At 71.3% G+C, this 16770-nt stretch carries 18 protein-coding genes; 8 read left to right on the top strand and 10 right to left on the bottom strand.

Annotated elements, in window-relative coordinates:
- Nucleotides 1-35: 35 nt before the first annotated feature.
- Complete coding sequence (locus ACZ7SW_RS29670; RefSeq protein ID WP_470233657.1) at nt 36-665, bottom strand: hypothetical protein; 630 nt, start codon at nt 663-665, stop codon at nt 36-38.
- Here ACZ7SW_RS29670 and ACZ7SW_RS29675 point away from each other — a divergent pair.
- The 3 genes from ACZ7SW_RS29675 to ACZ7SW_RS29685 are packed head-to-tail and all read left to right on the top strand — an operon-like array spanning nt 664 to nt 3125.
- A complete protein-coding gene (locus tag ACZ7SW_RS29675) occupies nt 664-1473 on the top strand; it encodes a lysophospholipid acyltransferase family protein (RefSeq protein ID WP_470233658.1) in 810 nt (269 codons plus the stop codon). The two genes, ACZ7SW_RS29670 and ACZ7SW_RS29675, sit on opposite strands and share 2 nt — an antisense overlap.
- Nucleotides 1474-1523: 50 nt before the next feature.
- Entirely contained in the window at nt 1524-2138 is a 615-nt protein-coding gene (wrbA, locus tag ACZ7SW_RS29680; RefSeq protein ID WP_470233659.1) for an NAD(P)H:quinone oxidoreductase, read from the top strand.
- A gap of 42 nt (nt 2139-2180) precedes the next feature.
- Nucleotides 2181-3125: an EamA family transporter gene (locus tag ACZ7SW_RS29685; protein WP_470233660.1), complete on the top strand. Its 945-nt coding sequence runs from the start codon at nt 2181-2183 to the stop codon at nt 3123-3125.
- 211 nt (nt 3126-3336) lie between these two features.
- On the opposite strand, the gene ACZ7SW_RS29690 is transcribed toward ACZ7SW_RS29685, so the two are convergent.
- From ACZ7SW_RS29690 to thyX, 6 genes are all read right to left on the bottom strand, one after another.
- Entirely contained in the window at nt 3337-5034 is a 1698-nt protein-coding gene (locus ACZ7SW_RS29690) for a ribonuclease J (RefSeq protein ID WP_470233661.1), read from the bottom strand.
- A complete protein-coding gene (gene dapA, locus ACZ7SW_RS29695) occupies nt 5031-6044 on the bottom strand; it encodes a 4-hydroxy-tetrahydrodipicolinate synthase (RefSeq protein WP_470233662.1) in 1014 nt (337 codons plus the stop codon). Before dapA ends, ACZ7SW_RS29690 begins: the two co-directional genes overlap by 4 nt.
- A 112-nt stretch (nt 6045-6156) precedes the next feature.
- Entirely contained in the window at nt 6157-7659 is a 1503-nt protein-coding gene (locus ACZ7SW_RS29700; protein ID WP_470233663.1) for a serine/threonine-protein kinase, read from the bottom strand.
- An 84-nt stretch (nt 7660-7743) separates the two neighbouring features.
- Nucleotides 7744-8985 carry an Nramp family divalent metal transporter gene (locus tag ACZ7SW_RS29705; protein ID WP_470233664.1) on the bottom strand — a complete coding sequence of 414 codons (1242 nt, stop codon included), beginning with the start codon at nt 8983-8985 and terminating at the stop codon, nt 7744-7746.
- Nucleotides 8986-9086: 101 nt separating this feature from the next.
- Complete coding sequence (locus ACZ7SW_RS29710) at nt 9087-9485, bottom strand: ACT domain-containing protein (RefSeq protein WP_470233665.1); 399 nt, start codon at nt 9483-9485, stop codon at nt 9087-9089.
- A 10-nt stretch (nt 9486-9495) separates the two neighbouring features.
- The gene (gene thyX / locus ACZ7SW_RS29715) at nt 9496-10254 is read right to left on the bottom strand and encodes an FAD-dependent thymidylate synthase (protein ID WP_470233666.1); all 759 of its coding nucleotides are present in this window, start codon (nt 10252-10254) and stop codon (nt 9496-9498) included.
- Nucleotides 10255-10338: 84 nt separating this feature from the next.
- Here thyX and ACZ7SW_RS29720 point away from each other — a divergent pair, with 84 nt between their 5' ends.
- Together ACZ7SW_RS29720 and ACZ7SW_RS29725 are read left to right on the top strand one after the other, a co-directional pair.
- Nucleotides 10339-10860 carry a toxin-antitoxin system HicB family antitoxin gene (locus tag ACZ7SW_RS29720; RefSeq protein ID WP_470233667.1) on the top strand — a complete coding sequence of 174 codons (522 nt, stop codon included), beginning with the start codon at nt 10339-10341 and terminating at the stop codon, nt 10858-10860.
- 485 nt (nt 10861-11345) lie between these two features.
- Nucleotides 11346-12221 carry a DUF4097 family beta strand repeat-containing protein gene (locus tag ACZ7SW_RS29725; RefSeq protein WP_470233668.1) on the top strand — a complete coding sequence of 292 codons (876 nt, stop codon included), beginning with the start codon at nt 11346-11348 and terminating at the stop codon, nt 12219-12221.
- Nucleotides 12222-12242: 21 nt separating this feature from the next.
- Here the strand turns inward: ACZ7SW_RS29725 and ACZ7SW_RS29730 are convergent, their stop codons facing one another.
- Both ACZ7SW_RS29730 and ACZ7SW_RS29735 read right to left on the bottom strand, forming a co-directional pair.
- Nucleotides 12243-12953: a hypothetical protein gene (locus tag ACZ7SW_RS29730; protein WP_470233669.1), complete on the bottom strand. Its 711-nt coding sequence runs from the start codon at nt 12951-12953 to the stop codon at nt 12243-12245.
- A gap of 129 nt (nt 12954-13082) precedes the next feature.
- Nucleotides 13083-14297, bottom strand: coding sequence for a winged helix-turn-helix domain-containing protein (locus ACZ7SW_RS29735; protein WP_470233670.1), 1215 nt, complete (start codon nt 14295-14297; stop codon nt 13083-13085).
- A gap of 50 nt (nt 14298-14347) precedes the next feature.
- On the opposite strand from ACZ7SW_RS29735, the gene ACZ7SW_RS29740 reads away from it, so the two are divergent.
- Nucleotides 14348-14902, top strand: a complete 555-nt coding sequence (locus ACZ7SW_RS29740; protein ID WP_470233671.1) for a GNAT family N-acetyltransferase — start codon at nt 14348-14350, stop codon at nt 14900-14902.
- Here ACZ7SW_RS29740 and ACZ7SW_RS29745 read toward each other — a convergent pair.
- Nucleotides 14892-15359 carry a GtrA family protein gene (locus ACZ7SW_RS29745; protein WP_470233672.1) on the bottom strand — a complete coding sequence of 156 codons (468 nt, stop codon included), beginning with the start codon at nt 15357-15359 and terminating at the stop codon, nt 14892-14894. The genes ACZ7SW_RS29740 and ACZ7SW_RS29745 overlap by 11 nt on opposite strands.
- Nucleotides 15360-15520: 161 nt before the next feature.
- Here ACZ7SW_RS29745 and ACZ7SW_RS29750 point away from each other — a divergent pair, with 161 nt between their 5' ends.
- Entirely contained in the window at nt 15521-16036 is a 516-nt protein-coding gene (locus tag ACZ7SW_RS29750; RefSeq protein ID WP_470233673.1) for a hypothetical protein, read from the top strand.
- Nucleotides 16037-16056: 20 nt separating this feature from the next.
- Nucleotides 16057-16770: an SAVMC3_10250 family protein gene (locus tag ACZ7SW_RS29755; RefSeq protein WP_470233674.1), complete on the top strand. Its 714-nt coding sequence runs from the start codon at nt 16057-16059 to the stop codon at nt 16768-16770.

Below are 16770 nucleotides of genomic sequence, written 5' to 3' on the forward strand. Positions count from 1 at the left end.
CCACTCGCAGCGCACCCGAAACAATCGTCTCCAAGTCACAGTCGGCTGCGGCGATCGACCAGGTCGGCTGCCTTAATCAACTGAGCGGCCAGCGCCCGCGCCGAGTCGGGGGTGAACCAGCCCGCTGCTTCGCTTTCGTCGTCCTCGGCGTTCGACTGCAGGTGCAAGCAGACCGACTCGGCCCCGGCCCCTTCGTTGGCCCAAGCCTCTGCATTCACCGATGGCACCAGGCCCCTCGGCGTGCGAGGAATCCCGATCACGTAGCCGACACCTGACCCGCAGGAGCGCCGCACGCGAAAGGCCGGGTAGCCGCACCAATCAGCATGGACGAAGATCCGGTCCAGCTCCGCCGACGCATCACCCGCGAGACCGCACAGCGCGGCGCGCGGCGCGAGGTCCGCGCCTGCGCCGTCCATCGAACGGATCTCGCCGCTCAAGTCGCTCCAGCGCACCGACGCCGCTGCACGTGCCGGGTCGAAACCGGGCCGCTGGAGGAAGTCCGAAGTGAGCATCTGGTCAGTCGTCAGGACCTTTCGGAACAATGTCGGGAGCGGGCGCCGTGCCGCGTCCTGGCACTGGCCGACGCTATCGCCGTCGCCACCGCCATCGGCAGAGAGAACCACCCGTTCAGGTGCGATTTGCCCGTCGTGAAATGCTCTGCGCATGTTCGCGCTCCAACAGGACGAGGCCCCGCGCCGTGCCCCCGCGATCTGGCGGACGATGCTCAACATCGACCGGGGCCTGGTGAACCTCGTCGGGCGGCTCACGGTCACCGGGTCGGTGCCGCGGGAGCTGCGGGGCAAACCGCTGCTCATGGCGGCCAATCACATCGGCGTGTTCGACGCCTTCGTGCTCATGGCGGCCTGCAAGCGGATCGGCATCAACCCCCGGTTCATGCTCGCCGGCGGGATTCTCGACGCTCCGGTGATCGGGCCCGCGCTGCGGGTCAGCGGGCATCTGCGCGTGGACCGGGCCAAGGCGGCGACCGCGGTCGGGCAGTTCGCCGAGGCCGCGGAGGCGTTGCGGACCACGCGCGAGCCGATCGTCGTCTATCCCGAGGGGCGGATCAGCCACGACCCTGGGCTCTGGCCGGAGCGCGGCAAGACCGGGGCGGCGCGGCTCGCGCTCGCGTCCGGGGTGCCGGTGATTCCGATCAGCCAGTGGGGCGCGCACGAGGCCGTGTACTGGGGCACGGAGACCGTGAACGGGCCCGCGGATCTGCTGCCGCTGGCCAAATCCGGGTTGAGCGCGCCGTTGCGTCGGCCTCGGTTCAAGGTGCATTTCGGGACCCCGGTGGACCTCTCCGACGTCGAGCCGGAGCGGCCCGGCGCGGGCGTTCGCGCGCACGCCAAGATCATGCAGGCGATCACCGACGGCCTGATCCCCTTGCGCCGCCACGAACCCATCCGCCCGCGCTTCCACGACCCGACCCGGCCGACCGACACCGTCAGCCCCTGGAAGCCGCGGCGCTGACCCGTCCGGATCGTGGGACGCCCGGCTCGGCCCGGCTAGGGTCGCGTGGTGTGAGCACCCGCATTCTGGTCGTTTACTACAGCGCTACCGGCAATACCGCCGCCCTCGCCGGCGCGCTCGCCGAAGGGGCGGGCGAAATCGGGGCGGAGGTACGCGTCCGCACCGTGGCCGAGACCGCGCCGCCGGAAGCGGTGGCGAGCAATCGGCGCTGGCGGGCTTGGGTCGATTCCGGGCCGCACCACGAACTCGCCACGCTCGCCGATCTCGAATGGGCGGACGGCCTCGCGCTCGGCAGCCCGACCCGGTTCGGCGGGCCCGCCGCGCAGCTGAAGTCCTTTGTGGACACCACGGGCGGGCTGTGGGCGCAAGGGAAACTGGCCGACAAGGTGGCGACGTCGTTCACGTCGGCGTCCACCGCGCACGGTGGTCTGGAAGCGACTGTGCTGGCAATCAACAACATCTTCTACCACTGGGGCGCGATCGTCCTCCCCCTCGGCTACGCGGACCCGCACCTGATGGAGTCCGGCAACCCGTACGGCGGCTCGTTCGTCTCGCGCAAGTCCGCCGCGCCGGACGACACCGCGCTGCAGGCACTCCGGCTCCAGGGACGGCGGCTGGCGACGATCGCGACGCACGTCGCAAGCGGCCTGAAGCGCTTGGAATAACTCAGTTTCGTCCGGTGGGTCCCGCTCCGTAGTGTCCCGCGCGTGACCACCGAACTCCCCGTCCTGGAACGACCCCGGGTGATCCACCGGGGCCGCGGCCTCTCGCTCGTGCTGCTCGCAGCGGTCTTCTTCAGCACGTCCGGAACGCTCGCGAAACCGGTGATGGAAGCGGGCCTGACGCCGGAGCAGACAGCGGTGATCCGGATCGGGACGGCGGGAGTCCTGCTGCTGATCGGCACCGCGCTCTTCGCCCCGCACTCGTTGCGGGTCCGGCGCGGGGAATGGCCCATGCTGCTCGCGTACGGCGCGCTCGGCGTGGCCGGTACGCAGCTGTTGTATTTCATCTCCGCCAAGCGGATCCCGGTCGGCGTCGCGATCCTGCTGGAGTTCCTGTCGCCGGTGCTGATCGCGTTGTGGGTGCGCGTGGTGCGGCGGAAGCGGCTGCCGCGCATGTTGTGGTTCGGGATGGCGGTGGCGCTGGCCGGGCTGGCGCTGGTCGCGCAGGTCGGGCGGGGGCTGGAGCTCGACGCGATCGGGCTGCTCGCCGGGTCCGGCGCGGCGCTCTGCTCGGCCGGGTACTTCCTGATCGGCGAACGCGCGGTCGCCGAGCGCGAACCGCTCGGGCTGGTCACCTGGGGCATGGTGATCGGCGGCCTGCTCGTGAGCGTCGCCGCGCCGCCGTGGACGCTGCCGCTGAGCATGGCGGACCAGACCGTCCCGTTCGGACCGTGGCACCCGCCGTTGTGGCTGCTGCTGATCGGCCTGGTGGTGCTGTCGACGGCGATCCCTTACGTCGCGGGGATCTCCGCGCTGCGCCACCTGCCCGCCTCGGTGGCGAGCGTCGTCGGGCTGCTCGAACCCGTCGCGGCGGCGGCGTTCGCGTGGGCGCTGCTGGGCGAAGCGCTCGCCTGGCCGCAAGCGGTCGGCGCCGCGCTGCTGCTCGGCGGCGCGTACCTGGTCCAACGACAGACCGCCGCGGTGGCCTGACTCCTTCTCCGGGCGGAGACGGGAACCAACCCCGGGCGGGATGTGTCCTATCCGCGGGGCCGCCACACTGGAGCGGACCGCACGGGAAACCTGGGGGATCTCATGGACAACCGACCGAGCCGGGCAGACCAGCGCAGAGCGCGCAACGCGCTCGCCCGCCAGGCAGCGATCGTCATGATGGCGTTGCTGCTGGCGGGCGCGCGGCGCTGACTCAGACCGGGATGACCGTCGGCACGATCATCGGCCGCCTGCGATAGGTGTCGGCGACCCACCGGCCGACGACCCGGCGCACCGCCTGCGCGATGCGGTGGGTGTCGGTGATGCCCTCGGCCTCCGTCCGCGCCAGCTCCATCTCCACGAGCGGCACGACGGCGTGCAGGGCCTTCGGGTCGTCGGAGAAGCCGCGGCCGGAGATCGTCGGGCTGCTGACCGCGCGGCCGGTGTTCGAGTCGATCACCACGGTGATCGCGATGAACCCGCCCTCGCCCAGCACCAGCCGGTCGGACAGGGTCGACTCGCCGACGTCGCCGACGGACAGCCCGTCCACGTACACGTGCCCGACCTCGACGCGGCCGGTGCGCGAGGCCTTGCCGTCGACCAGGTCCACGACCACGCCGTCCTCGGCGATCACCACGTTGTCCGGCGCGACGCCGGTGCGGATCGCGAGCTCTCCGTTGGCGCGCAGGTGTTTCCACTCGCCGTGCACCGGCATCACGTTGCTCGGCCGGACCGCGTTGTACAGGTAGAGCAGCTCGCCCGCCGACGCGTGGCCGGACACGTGCACCTTCGCGTTGCCCTGGTGCACGACGTTCGCGCCGAGCCGGGTCAGGCCGTTGACGACGCCGAACACCGCGGTCTCGTTGCCCGGGATCATCGAGCTGGCCAGCACCACGGTGTCGCCCGCGCGGATCGAGATCTGCCGGTGCTCGCCGCGCGCCATCCGCGACAGCGCCGAAAGCGGCTCGCCCTGCGAACCCGTCGACACGAACAGCACCTTGCTCTCCGGCAGGCTGCTGGCCTGGTCCAGGTCGACCAGCAGGCCGTCCGGCACCTCCAGCAGGCCCAGTTCGGCCGCGATGCCCATGTTCCGGACCATCGACCGGCCCACGAACGCCACGCGGCGGCCGTGCCGCACAGCGGCGTCCAGCACCTGCTGCACGCGGTGCACGTGGCTGGCGAAGCAGGCGACGATCACGCGCTGGTCCACGCGCCGGATGACGTCGTCGAGCACCGGGCCGATGTCGCGCTCGGGCATGACGAACCCGGGCACCTCGGCGTTGGTCGAGTCGACGCAGAACAGGTCCACGCCCTCGTCGCCCAGGCGCGAGAAGCCCGCGAGGTCGGTGAGCCGCCCGTCGAGCGGCAGCTGGTCGAGCTTGATGTCGCCGGTGTGCAGCACGACGCCGGCCGGCGTGCGGATGGCGACCGCGAGCGCGTCCGGGATCGAGTGGTTCACCGCGAAGAACTCGAGGTCGAACGAGCCGACCTTGCGCCGCTCCCCCTCGCGGACCTCGATCAGCTTCGGCCGCTGGCGGTGCTCCTTGGCCTTGGCCGCGAGCAGCGCGTTGGTAAAGCGCGAACCGTAGATCGGGACGTCCGGGCGCAGCCGGAGCAGGAACGGGACGGCGCCGATGTGGTCCTCGTGCCCGTGGGTGAGCACGAGGCCGTCGATGTCGTCGAGCCGGTCCTCGATCGCGCGGAAGTCGGGCAGGATCAGGTCGACGCCCGGCTGGTCGTCCTCCGGGAAGAGGACGCCGCAGTCGACGATCAGGAGCCTGCCGTCGTATTCGAAGACGGTCATGTTGCGCCCGACCTCGCCGATGCCGCCGAGCGCGACGACGCGCAGGGCTCCCTCGGGAAGGGCGGGCGGGAGGTGCGTCGGGCCGGGTCCGGCGGGAAGTGAAGTCACCGGGGCATTGTCCCAACGCTGGTGTGCGAGGTGGGGGCGGTGTAGGCCGCCTGCGAATCTGCTTGTGCCACCCGTGCACCATGCCAGTCCGAGGCCGCGCTGTCTTCCAGCGGCACGCCGCCCTGGGCGAGATCGGCCGCGATCTGCTCGAGCTGGTCGTCGAACGGGGCCACGATCGGCAGCCGCGGGTCGCCGATGTCGAACCCGCGAAGCCGCAGCGAAGCCTTGCTGAACGCGACGCCGCCGACGCGCGACATCGCCCGCAGCACCGGAAGCATCGCGCGGTGGTTCGTGCGCGCGGTGGACGTGTCGCCCGCCTCGTAGGCCTCGATCATCGCGCGGATCCGGCCCGCCACGACGTGCCCGATCACGCTGACCACGCCGACCGCGCCGACCGACAGCCACGGCAGGTTCAGGCCGTCGTCGCCGGAGTAGTAGGCGAGGTGGGTGTTCGCGATGACCTCGGAGCCGGCGATCAGGTCGCCCTTGGCGTCCTTCACCGCGACGATCCGCGGGTGCTCGGCCAGCCGCTGCAGCGTGTCGACCTCGATCGGCACGATCGAGCGCGGCGGGATGTCGTAGAGCATGACCGGCAGCTCGGTGGCGTCCGCGACCGTGGTGAAGTGCGCGTACAGCCCGGCCTGGCTCGGCCGCGAGTAGTACGGCGTGACGACGAGCAGGCCGTGCGCGCCCGCTTCGGCGGCGGCGTGCGCCTGCTCGAGGCTGTGCGCGGTGTTGTTGGTGCCCGCTCCCGCGACCACGGTCGCGCGGTCGCCGACCGCCTCGACGACGGCGCGGATCAGGTCGGCCTTCTCCTGGTCGGTCGTGGTCGGGCTCTCGCCGGTGGTGCCGTTCACGACGAGGCCGTCGTTGCCGAGGTCCACAAGGTACTCGGCCAGTTCCTGGGCCCGCTTCACGTCCAGCGCCCCGGCTCGGTCGAAGGGGGTCGCCATCGCGGTGAGCACGCGGCCGAACGGACGTCCGGGCGCGGCGGCAGGTGAGGTGGACATGGCCACGACGGTACCTCGTCGGACCGCCGAACCCGGCCTCGACCTGGTGTGCCACCGGGAAGTTCGGAGAATTTCCGCCGCCGCGCCGCTTCGCGCGGAACTTCTCGCGCGGCTACTTGACCTTGGCGGTGATCTGCGCCGGGATCTGGTCGTTGCTGGTGCGCGACAGGACACAGTAGATCTTGCGGTTCGGGCCGCTGCTGCTGTCGTTGTCCGGCTGCACCTGCCACGCCTGCTGGGTCGGCACGATCGCCCGGTACGACAGCCCCGCGCGCTGCTGCTGCGGCACCACCGCGGAGTAGAACGCCGCCGCGCAGCGCGCCTCGGCCGCCCGGCTGACGTCCTCCAGCCCGGGATACGGGGCGACGACCGCGTCGCTGTCGCTCCAGCTCTCCAGCGGCAGCGGGTCGGCGACGTCGTAGACCTCGAGCGTGTGGTTCTTCTTGCAGTCGACGTTGTTGTCCGAGCTGATCACCACGCCCGGCTGGACCACGGCGTTGTAGCAGATCTGGTACGAGGAGACCTGGGTCTTGAGGTAGCCGTCCGGGCCGTAGGTGACGGTCTCGGCCTGCTGCGCGTCCTTCTTCGGCGACCACACCGGCTTGCCGAGGAAGAACCCGCCGGCCAGCGCCGCGATCACCAGCACCGCGATCGCGCCCGCCCACCAGCCGCGACGGCTCTTGCCTTCCGGCTTCGCGGCCATCCGGGTCGGCTGCCCGCCCACCCGGGTTTCCCGCCGCGGCAGCACGGCGGTCGCCGGACGTTGCGTCGGGCCGGTCGCGTGGGAGAGCTGCGCCCGCGCCTGCGTCGCGGTGAGCCGGGCTTCCGGGTTCGCCACCAGCAGGCCGAGGATGACCGCGCCGAGCGGGCCCTGCACGCGGGTCAGGTACGGCACTTCGGTCATGATCGCGTGCAGCGTGGCGGCCGTGGTGGGCCGTTCGAACGCGACGATGCCCTCCACCGCGAAGTACAGCGTCGCGCCGAGCGACCACAGGTCCGATTCCGGCATCGCCTCGCGGCCCTCGACCCGCTCCGGGGCCATGAACGCGGGCGAGCCGACGATCATCCCGCTCGTGGTGAGCCGCGGGTCGTCGATGGCGTGCGCGATGCCGAAGTCGGTGAGCTTCACCCGCCCGTCCGGCGCGACCATGATGTTGGCCGGTTTCACGTCGCGGTGCACGATCCCGGCGGCGTGCGCGGCCTGCAGCGCGGACAGCACCCGCTCCCCGATCATCGCCGCCTGCTGCTCCGGCATCGGGCCGTGCGCGCGCACCAGGTCGGCGAGGGTGGGCGCTTCGACCAGTTCCATCACGATCCAGGTCGTGCCCTGGTCGGTGACCACGTCGTAGACCGTGACGACGGCCGGGTCGTTGAGCCGCCCGCCTGCCCGCACCTCGCGCAGGATCCGCTCGGAGAACACCGCGGCGCCTTCGGTTTCGGGCAGCCGCAGCTCTTTGATCGCGACCTGTCGCCCGATCACCTGGTCCTGCGCGCGCCACACGATGCCCATGCCGCCGCGGCCCAGTTCGCCGAGCAGCAGGTAGCGGCCGGCCACCACCCGGCCGGCGGGGGCCGTGCGGTTCGGGTCGTGCGGGCGGGTCTGTTCGTCGGTCACGGGGTCGGACTCCTCGGTCGGCTTCGCGCAGATGCTAGTCGGACCGTTGCCGGGCCTTGCCAGTTCCGTCCGGTTAGGACTGTCTCAGCCGCCGAGGGTGAGCACGACGAGCACGACGTTGAGCAGGATGATCACCGCGGCGACGACGGCGGCGAGCACCGTGGTGGTCCGGCGATTGGCTTCCGCGCCCATCAGGCCGCGGTCGGCGGTGAGCCGGATCAGCGGCACGAGCGCGAACGGGATGCCGAACGACAGCACCACCTGCGACACGACCAGCGCCGCGCTCGGATCGGCTCCCAGCGCCAGCACCACAATCGCCGGGGCGAGCGTGACGAGCCGGCGCACCACGATCGGAATCCTCTTGCGCAGCAAGCCTTGCATGATCATCGCGCCCGCGTACGCACCCACCGACGTCGACGCCAGTCCGGACGCGAGAAGCCCGATCGCGAACAGCAGCGCGACCCCGGGCCCGAGCGCCGCGGCGACCGCCCCGTGCGCGCCTTCGATGGTGTCGACGCCTTGCTGGCCTTGGAGATTCGTCGCCGCCACGAGCAGCATGCCGAGGTTCACCGCGCCGGCGAGCAGCATCGCGAACCCGACGTCGTAACGGGTGGCTCGCAGCAGGCGCCGGCGACGCGCGGGGTCCGGTTTGCCGTGCCGGTCGCGGACCAGTCCGGAGTGGAGGTAGACCGCGTGCGGCATGACCGTCGCGCCGAGCATCGCGGCCGCGATCAGCACGCTGTCGCCGCCGCTGAAACGAGGGACCAGGCCGTGCGCGATCCCGGCGGCCGACGGCGGCTCGACGAACAGGCTCGCCAGGAACCCGACCGCGATCACCACCAGCAGGCCGGTCACGACGCGTTCGAACGGGCGCTGGCCGCCGCGGTCCTGCACCGCGAGCAGCACCAGCGACACCAGCCCGGTGATCAGCCCGCCGGCGACCAGCGGGAGCCCGAACAGGAGGTTGAGCGCGATCGCGCCGCCGACGACCTCGGCCAGGTCGGTGGCGATCGCGACGATCTCGGCCTGCGCCCAGTACGCGAGCCGCGCCCGGCCGGACAGCCGGTCGCGCAGCGCTTCCGGCAGCGACTGGCCGGTGACGAGCCCGAGCTTCGCCGACAGGTACTGCACCAGCACGGCCATCAGGTTCGCCGCGACGATCACCCACACCAGCAGGTAGCCGTAGCGCGCGCCGGCGCTGACGTTGGCCGCCACGTTGCCCGGGTCGACGTACGCGATCGCGGCGACGAACGCCGGCCCGAGCAGCGCCCAGCCGGCCCGCAGCCGGGCCACGCCGCGCGGACGTGCCGCTTCCGCCACCGCCATGTGCGCCCACTCCCTGATGTCGGTCGCCCCAACTCAAAGTTTAGGCATGCCGAACTTTGCCCGGCAAGGGTGTGCTGCGCCACGCACTGCGCTGCCAAAGGTCAGGCGGGCAGGAGCACCTCGTGGCCGGCTTCGCGGAAGGCCGAGACGGCCCGGTCGAGGTCGTCGGAACGCACCAGGATGTGGTCGGTGTCGAAAGTGGACAGCGAGAACAGCGCGACGCCCGCCGCCGCCAGCTCCGAGGCGAGCGCGGAAATGATGCCGGTGAGAGTGAATTCCAGCGGTCCGCGCACGGTGAACAGCCGCCAGCCGTCCTCGACGGTGCCGCCCTCGGGTTCGCGGCCGGTCGGGCAGATCACCGAAAGCTCGTCGGGCGTGCGGGTCACCGACACGAGCGCGGGCTCGCCGGGTTCCAGCAGCTCGGCCGGGACCGCGGCGTCGGCGGGCATCCGCACCACGGAGTAAGGGCCGGGGCGAAGGTCGATCGTCAGGTGTTTCATCAGTGCGTTGTCAGCCTTCCAGCACTTTCGGGCTCGAGGCGATCTCGGTGCCGTCGGGCAGGGTCGAAATCGTGAAATCGGCGAACACGTTGGCCGCCGCCTTGTGCAGCTGCCGCAGGCATTCGATGGCCAGCGAACGGATCTCGACGTCCGCGTGTTCGGTGGCGCGCATCGCGACGAAATGCCGCCAGGCGCGGTAGTTGCCGGTGACGACGACGCGGGTTTCGGTCGCGTTCGGCAACACGGCGCGGGCCGCCTGGCGCGCCTGCTTGCGGCGCAGGGTCGCGCTCGGCGTGTCCGCGAACTTCTCCTCCAGCCCGGCGAGCAACTCGTCGTACGCGGCGGCGCTGGCCTGGGTGGCCTTGACGAATTTCTCGTGCAGCACCGGGTCTTCGGCGATGACGTCCGGCTCGACGAACTCGGCGGCGTACTCGGGGACGTAGCGCCGCGACAGCTGCGAGTAGGAGAAATGCCGGTGCCGGATCAGCTCGTGGGTGAGCGAGCGGGAGATCCCGGACAGGTAGAAGGTGACCGACCCGTGCTCCAGCACGGCCAGATGGCCGACGTCGATGACGTGCTCGAGATAGCCGGCGTTGGTCGCGGTCGCCGGGTTCGGCTTCTCCCAGGATTGGTAACAGGCGCGCCCGGCGAACTCGGCGAGCGCTTCGCCTCCGTCGGCGTCAGTGGACCAGGGCACGTCCTCGGGCGGGAAGAACTCGGTTTTCGCGATCAGCTGCACCTTGGGCGGCACCGGTCTCGCTCCCCTCATGTCGGCTCCGCCAGCCTAACCCGGCAGCACCGGTGACATCACCCTGCCTTGACGTGACGTCACCGATGACGCCATAGTGATGTCATGGACTTGACGCCGTATATCGCGAACCTTCGCGAAGACCTCGCGAACACGGCCTCCGCCGGGGACGAGCAGACCCGGCGGGCGGCCGCACTGCTGTCGTCTGCTCTGGAGCCGGCTGTCCGGCTGACGCTGATGAACGCGCTGGCCGACCTGGCGGCCGAGGTGACCGCCGCCTTGCCCGGCCAGGTCGTGGACGTCCGCCTCGACGGCCGGGACGTGCGCGTGGTCGTGACCGGCGGCGAGGAGCGTTCGTCTTCCGCGCCTCCCCCGCCACCGCCGGTGCCTCCGATCGACGGCGGCGACATCTCGCGGATCACCCTGCGGCTGGTCGAGCAGATCAAGGGCCAGGCCGAACAGGCGGCGGCCGCGCAGGGGGTTTCGCTGAACACGTTCGTGGCGCAGGCCGTGCAGGGGGCGCTCGGCCAGGCGCAGCAGCACCAGCAACGGCACCAGCGCTGGCAGGACAGCGGCAGCGGCGGGGGCCGCACCGAGACCAAGCTGCACGGCTGGGTCGAAGGCTAGAAGGGGGCAGCACCATGGGCGAGAACCGGGAAGACCAGGGGAAGAACACCGAGGGCCGGGTTGGGGAACCTGGTTTCGGGAGCGCGGGAGAGGCTGCGGCAGCGGGCGGAGCTGAATCCGCGGGCGGAGCTGACGTCGCTGGCGGAACTGAGTCCGCTGGTGGAGCTGCGGCAGCGGGCCATGCTGCGGCAGCGGCGAGCGGGACTGGGGCGGCACCGAGCGGAGCCGCGGCAGGCGGAACGTCTGCGGATGCGGGGGCCGGACGCGGCGGAGTTCCCTCGGGAACCGCGGCCGAGTCGAGCGATCCGGGCAGCGGGTCCGGGTCTGCCGCAACCGCAGCGAGCGGTGCCGGGGCCGCGTCTAGCAGCGCTGAGTCCACTTCGGACAGTTCAGCGGCCGATGCCGGAGCTTCGGCAAGCACCAGCGAGTCCGCTTCGGACGCCGCGGCTGGCAGCGGCTCCGATACCGCGGAACCGGGCCCCTACGTGCGGCTGCAGGACTTCGAGGCGGACGGTCCGGTCGAGCTGGACCTGGGCGTCACGATCGGGCGGGTCGAGGTCGTGCTCGGGCGGGAGTCCGGGGTGACCGTGCGGCTGCAGCACGACGCGGGCGAGCAGCCGTCGTGGGTGAACGGGGTCAGCAGCCTGCTGTCGTGGGTCGGCGAGAAATTCGGGGACCAGTTCGGCGGCATGCCGGAGTTCTCGGTCGCCGACGCGGTGCGGCAGGCGCGGATCGAGAAGACCGGCAACCGGGTCGTCGTGCGGGCGGCGAAGGCGTGGCAGCTGCGGAATGTGCCGGTGTCGGTGACGGTCCACGCGCCGGCCGGGTCGCATCTCGAGGTGCGCGCGGGGTCGGCGGACGTCAAGGTGACCGGTGCCGCGGGCCGCGCGGACATCCTCACCGGGTCCGGCGAGGTGTCGCTGGAACGCGCGGACGGCGCGGCCACCATCCGGACGGGAACGGGAGCCGTGAAACTCGGCCCGACCCTCGCCGGACTGCAACTGCGGAGCGGAAGCGGTTCGGTCGAAGCGGCTTCGATCGCTGGACCGGCGACGCTCGGCACCGGCACCGGAAGCGTCTGGCTGGGCGCGGTCGAGGGCGACGTGATGGCCCGCACCGGCAGCGGCGACCTGTCGGTGGCCGACGCGGCTTCCGGATCGCTCGAGCTGATCACCGGCTCGGGAGAGGTGCGGGTCGGCATCCGGGGCGGAGTCCGGGCGGAAGTGGAACTGGCGTCGGCGGCCGGGCGGGTTTCGAGCGAGCTGGACGTCTCGGACACGCCGCCGGAGGGCGCGGTCGCGCTGAAGGTCCGCGCCCGCACCGGAACGGGCAACGCGGTGGTGACGCGCGCGGCCGGCTGACCGCGGGAACATCCCGTCCGCTCAGGGCGACACACCCGTTGCACCACACCCCGGGTGCGCCGAGCGGACGGATGCAAGGGGGAGGCGGCGGGCCGCACCGGAGAAATCCCGGGCGCCCCGCCGCTTCGTGCTGCGCACGGGAAGTCCTTGCCCGCCAAGGACGGCGGTCGCGACGAGGGGTTTCCTGGCGCGCCAGGCCCATGCCGTCGCGACGAGAGTTTCCCTGCACGCCACCGCCAGCTGCCACAACGAGAGCTTGCCTGCACACCAACGCCAGCTGCCACAACGAGAGCTTGCCTGCACACCAACGCCAGCTGCCACAACGTGCGTTTCCCGCACACCGCCCCCAACCGCTGCGACGAGAGTTTTGCTGCGTACCAAACCCAGCCGCTGCATGGATTTCCTGCGCGCCAGCCTTATCCGCCACGGCGTGGATTCCCGCAGGCCAAACCCGGCCATCACGGCGCTGATTCCCCACCCGCCAAATCCAGCCGCCACGGCATGGATCCGCTGCGCGCCATACTCAACCGCCACGACATCGATCCCCTGCACGCCACACCCCACCGCCACGACATCGATCCCCTGCACGCCACACCCCACCGCCACGACATCGATCCGCTGCGCGCCGCATCCCACCGCCGCAGCATGCGGTTCCCCGCGCACCAACCCCAGCCGCCACGGCATCGATCCCCAGCTCGCCACACCCCACTGCCGCAGCATGCGGTTCTCCACGCGCCAACCCCAACCACCGCAAGGACTTTCGCGCGCGCCAATCCCGGCTCTAGCGGCGGCGACCTCCGCGCGGAAGTCGTGCGCGCCCAGGGCTGATCCTCACCAGCCCCACCACTCACGAACCCCCGCTCACTTCACCGCCCGCCGCAGTGCCCGGGCCAGATCACCCCGCTCCCCCACCACCACGCCGTCCAGCCCCTGCCATTCCGCCATCGTCCGCAGTTCCCCGGCCAGTTCCGCCGCCACCCGCGCCTGGTCGGCGCCGGGCTCGGCGAACGCGCCCTGCACCCGCAGGACCCCGGCCGCCCGGTCGGACTTCAGGTCCACCCGTGCCGAAAGCGCGCCGTCCAAGAGGAACGGGAACACGTAATACCCGTACTCCCGCTTCGGTTCCGGCACGTAAATCTCGATGCGGTACCGGAATCCGAACAACCGCTCCGTCCGCGCGCGCTCCCAGATCAGCGGGTCGAACGGGCACAGCAAAGCCCGCCCGGGCACCGTCCGCGGCGTGCGCGCTTCGACGTGCCGGTACGCGACCGCGCGCCAATCGCCGACCTGCACCGGCTCCAGGACGCCTTCCTCGACCAGCTCCCGGACGGCTTGCCGCGAGACGTCCGGGCCAAGGCGGTAGTAGTCGCGCAGGTCGGTTTCCGTTGCCACGCCCAGAGCCCGCGCCGAACGGTCGATCAGGCCGCGGGCGCCTTCCTCCGCGGAAACCTTGCGGGACAAGATCTCCGGCGGCACCACTCGCTCGGTCAGGTCGTACAAGCGCTCGAACGACCGCCGGGTGCCGGTGCTCAGCTGGCCGACGCCGAACAGGTACTCGCACGCCTTCTTCACCACCGAGCGTTCCCACCACGCGCCCGGCCCGCGCCGGACCGCGTCGGTTTCCAGCGCCTTTTCGATCGCCCCGGCTCCGATCGGGCCCTGTTCCTTGACGACCGCCAGCACGTCGTCGAGCAGGCCGGGCACCGTGTCCACCACTCGCGTGTAGTTCCGCCACCAGCCGTCCCGTTTCGCGCCGGACTTCAGCAGCGGCCAGTCCTCGATCGGCAGCAGGCTCGCCTCGTGCGCCCACGATTCGACCAGCAGCCGCGGCCTTCGCGCGCGGTGGCTCCACGCGGCGTCGTCGACCAGCGCCGGGTCGTACCCGCCCAGGCGCGAGAACAGCGGCATGTAGTGCGCGCGCACGGCGACGTTCACCGAGTCCAGCTGCAGCAACTGGACCCGAGACAGCACCTTGGCAAGGTGCCGCCGGGTCGGGGGCGAAGCGGGCCGGGGGTCGGCGAACCCCTGCGCGGCCAGAGCGGTGCGGCGGGCGGCGGAAAGGCTGATCGTCTGCATGATTCCGCCATGGTGCCAGCCACCCCCGACAGTTTCGGTACATTGCCCGCGTGAGTGCCGCCGAAGTCCGTCCCGCGAACCCGTCCGACGCCGCGGAGATCGCCCGCATCCAGCGGCTGACCTGGCGGGCGGCCTACGCCGACCTCCTGGGCGCCGCAGCCATCGACGAACTCGACCAGGCCGACCTCGAGGGCACCTGGGCGGAGACGATCGAATACCCCGATTCCCGGGTCTACCTGGCCACCGAGGGCTCGTTCACGGTCGGCTACTGCGTCGCGGGCCCGGCCCCGCAGGACGAAGCCGCCGCGGCCGACGGGTCGCCGCCGGAGGACGCGCCCGGACTGATCGCGTCGCTGGTGGTCGAACCGCGCTGGGGCCGTCGCGGGCACGCCGGGCGGTTGCTCGCGACCGCCGCCGCCGATCTGCGCGCGAACGGCCTGAGCCGCGGCATCACCTGGGTCGCGCAGTCCGACCACGCGACACTCGGGTTCTACCGTCGCGCCGGCTGGTCCCCCGACGGCACCGTCCGCACCCTCGACACCGGCCGCGGCACGCTGCGCGAAGTCCGGCTCACCGGCACGCTGGAACTAGAACTCACACACTGACCGGTTCTTCGCGCTTCGCGAAAACCACCCACCGCATCACCGAATACATGAACACGCCCTCGCACGCCCCGGCAATCAGCCGCGACAGGTGGTATTCCACGCCCAGCGCGGTCAATCCGGCCCCCAGCCCGAGCAGGAACGCTACGTAGTTCACCGCGATCGCCACCACGTACAGCACCGCCTGGCGGCCCACCGGCGCGTGCGAACGGAAGTTCAGCGCGCGGTTCAGCACGAAGCTCAGCCCGAACGCGACCACGTACGCGATGCTGATCGACAGCCACACCGGCCACTTGAGCCCGCCGTGGAACAGCGTCAGCAGCAACAGATCGACACCGAACGTGAAGCCGTTGATCACCGCGAAACCGAGGAAACTCGGCGCGACGATCCGGGACAATCCGAACGGCAGGACGCGCGCGACAGCGGCGCACAGTCCAGCGAAACGGTCAGCGATGGGCATCTCAGGCACCTGTCCGAGAGTGGCAGCAGAAGGTGTCCGAGACCGGTCGGCCAGGTGATCTTCTGGGGTTGGCGCCCGGGGAAAGAGTGGGGTTAGCCCCCGTGATCTTTTCGTGATGGCTGATAGCTTGGAGTGAGCAGGGACACGAAGGGGGTGGCGCGATGGGATGGGTGCTCATCACCCTCGGTGTCGCCTTCGGCTCGGCGATCGTGCCGCTCATCAACGCCGAACTCTTCGTCATCGGCCTCTGCGCGAGCCAGCACAACGTGCACTGGCTGTGGCTGGGCGGCGCGGTCGCGGTCGGGCAGATCGCCGGGAAACTGCTGTACTACCTGGCCGCGCGCGGCTCGATCCGGCTCCCGAAGTTCCTGCACGACCGGCTGCACCGCGAACGCCCGCTGACGCCGCGACGGGTCCGCTGGCAGCTGCGCACCAAGGCGATCCGCGGCAAGGTCGAGGCGCTGCGCGAACGCTGCCAGCGCCACCCGCACTGGATGACCGGCACCTACGGGATCAGCTCGCTCGTCGGACTGCCCCCGTTCATGGCCACGAGCGTCCTCGCCGGGATGGTCCGGATGCGGCTGTCGACGTTCCTCGCCGCGGGGCTGGCCGGACGGTGGGTGCGGTTCAGCTTGCTGGCGGCGTCACCCGCGATGTTCGCCGGCTGGCTGCAGTAACCGGCTGCCATGATGGCGTGATGCGCGAACTGGTCTACCTCTCCGAGCGCAAACTCCGGCAGTTCGACCTCCGGCGACGGCGGTGGCCCGGCCGGGGACGCGTCGAGGGCGAGGTGAAGATCCCCGGCGTGGGCGGCCTGAAGGTCGGCCCCGGGCCGGGAGAACCGCCCGCCCCGGACCTGGACGCGGTCATTTCCGCGCTCGACTCGTCGGACCGGGCCGCCAAGTGGTTCGCCGACGACAGCGTGCGTCCCGGCGACTGGGTGCAGTTCGAGGCGCCGATGAGCTACACCCGCGCGTGGTTCGCGGCCTTGTTCGTCGATCTGGACCAGGCGACCGGCAGCTATCCGACCGGCGGCGCGGTCCGGCTCCTGCTGCACGGGTCGGACGAGCACCTCGCGGGAGGCTGGTCCGGCCGCCGCAACTACGACGACGCCGCCGGGAGCACCCTGCCGGAGCCGACCGGTTCCGAACTCCTGCGGATTTGGCTGCTGCTCAAGAAGTTCCACGAAGACGAGCCCGAACCGAAGCTGTTCTCGGCGGACGGGGACGACGACCTGACCGCGAAGTTCGACCGGGTCGTCAACGCGCTCTCCCACCGGCTGGCCGTGCGGGACACCGGTGCCTGGATGGGCGGCTACGCCCGGGTCACCGCGGTCCTCGGCCATACCGCGGAGCGCCGGATCGTGACCGCCACGCCGCTGTACGTCGAGTACGTCTCCGAACCCGGCTGA

The organism is Amycolatopsis sp. NPDC114484 (genome assembly GCF_055633755.1).

Coding starts and splice junctions, on each gene's coding strand:
- ACZ7SW_RS29755 (WP_470233674.1), top strand. CDS start 16,057: ATGCGCGAACTGGTCTACCTCTCCGAGCGCAAACTCCGGCAGTTCGAC.
- thyX (WP_470233666.1), bottom strand. CDS start 10,254: ATGAGGGGAGCGAGACCGGTGCCGCCCAAGGTGCAGCTGATCGCGAAA.
- ACZ7SW_RS29720 (WP_470233667.1), top strand. CDS start 10,339: ATGGACTTGACGCCGTATATCGCGAACCTTCGCGAAGACCTCGCGAAC.
- dapA (WP_470233662.1), bottom strand. CDS start 6,044: ATGTCCACCTCACCTGCCGCCGCGCCCGGACGTCCGTTCGGCCGCGTG.
- ACZ7SW_RS29745 (WP_470233672.1), bottom strand. CDS start 15,359: ATGCCCATCGCTGACCGTTTCGCTGGACTGTGCGCCGCTGTCGCGCGC.
- ACZ7SW_RS29670 (WP_470233657.1), bottom strand. CDS start 665: ATGCGCAGAGCATTTCACGACGGGCAAATCGCACCTGAACGGGTGGTT.
- ACZ7SW_RS29750 (WP_470233673.1), top strand. CDS start 15,521: ATGGGATGGGTGCTCATCACCCTCGGTGTCGCCTTCGGCTCGGCGATC.
- ACZ7SW_RS29675 (WP_470233658.1), top strand. CDS start 664: ATGTTCGCGCTCCAACAGGACGAGGCCCCGCGCCGTGCCCCCGCGATC.
- ACZ7SW_RS29705 (WP_470233664.1), bottom strand. CDS start 8,985: ATGGCGGTGGCGGAAGCGGCACGTCCGCGCGGCGTGGCCCGGCTGCGG.
- ACZ7SW_RS29710 (WP_470233665.1), bottom strand. CDS start 9,485: ATGAAACACCTGACGATCGACCTTCGCCCCGGCCCTTACTCCGTGGTG.
- ACZ7SW_RS29735 (WP_470233670.1), bottom strand. CDS start 14,297: ATGCAGACGATCAGCCTTTCCGCCGCCCGCCGCACCGCTCTGGCCGCG.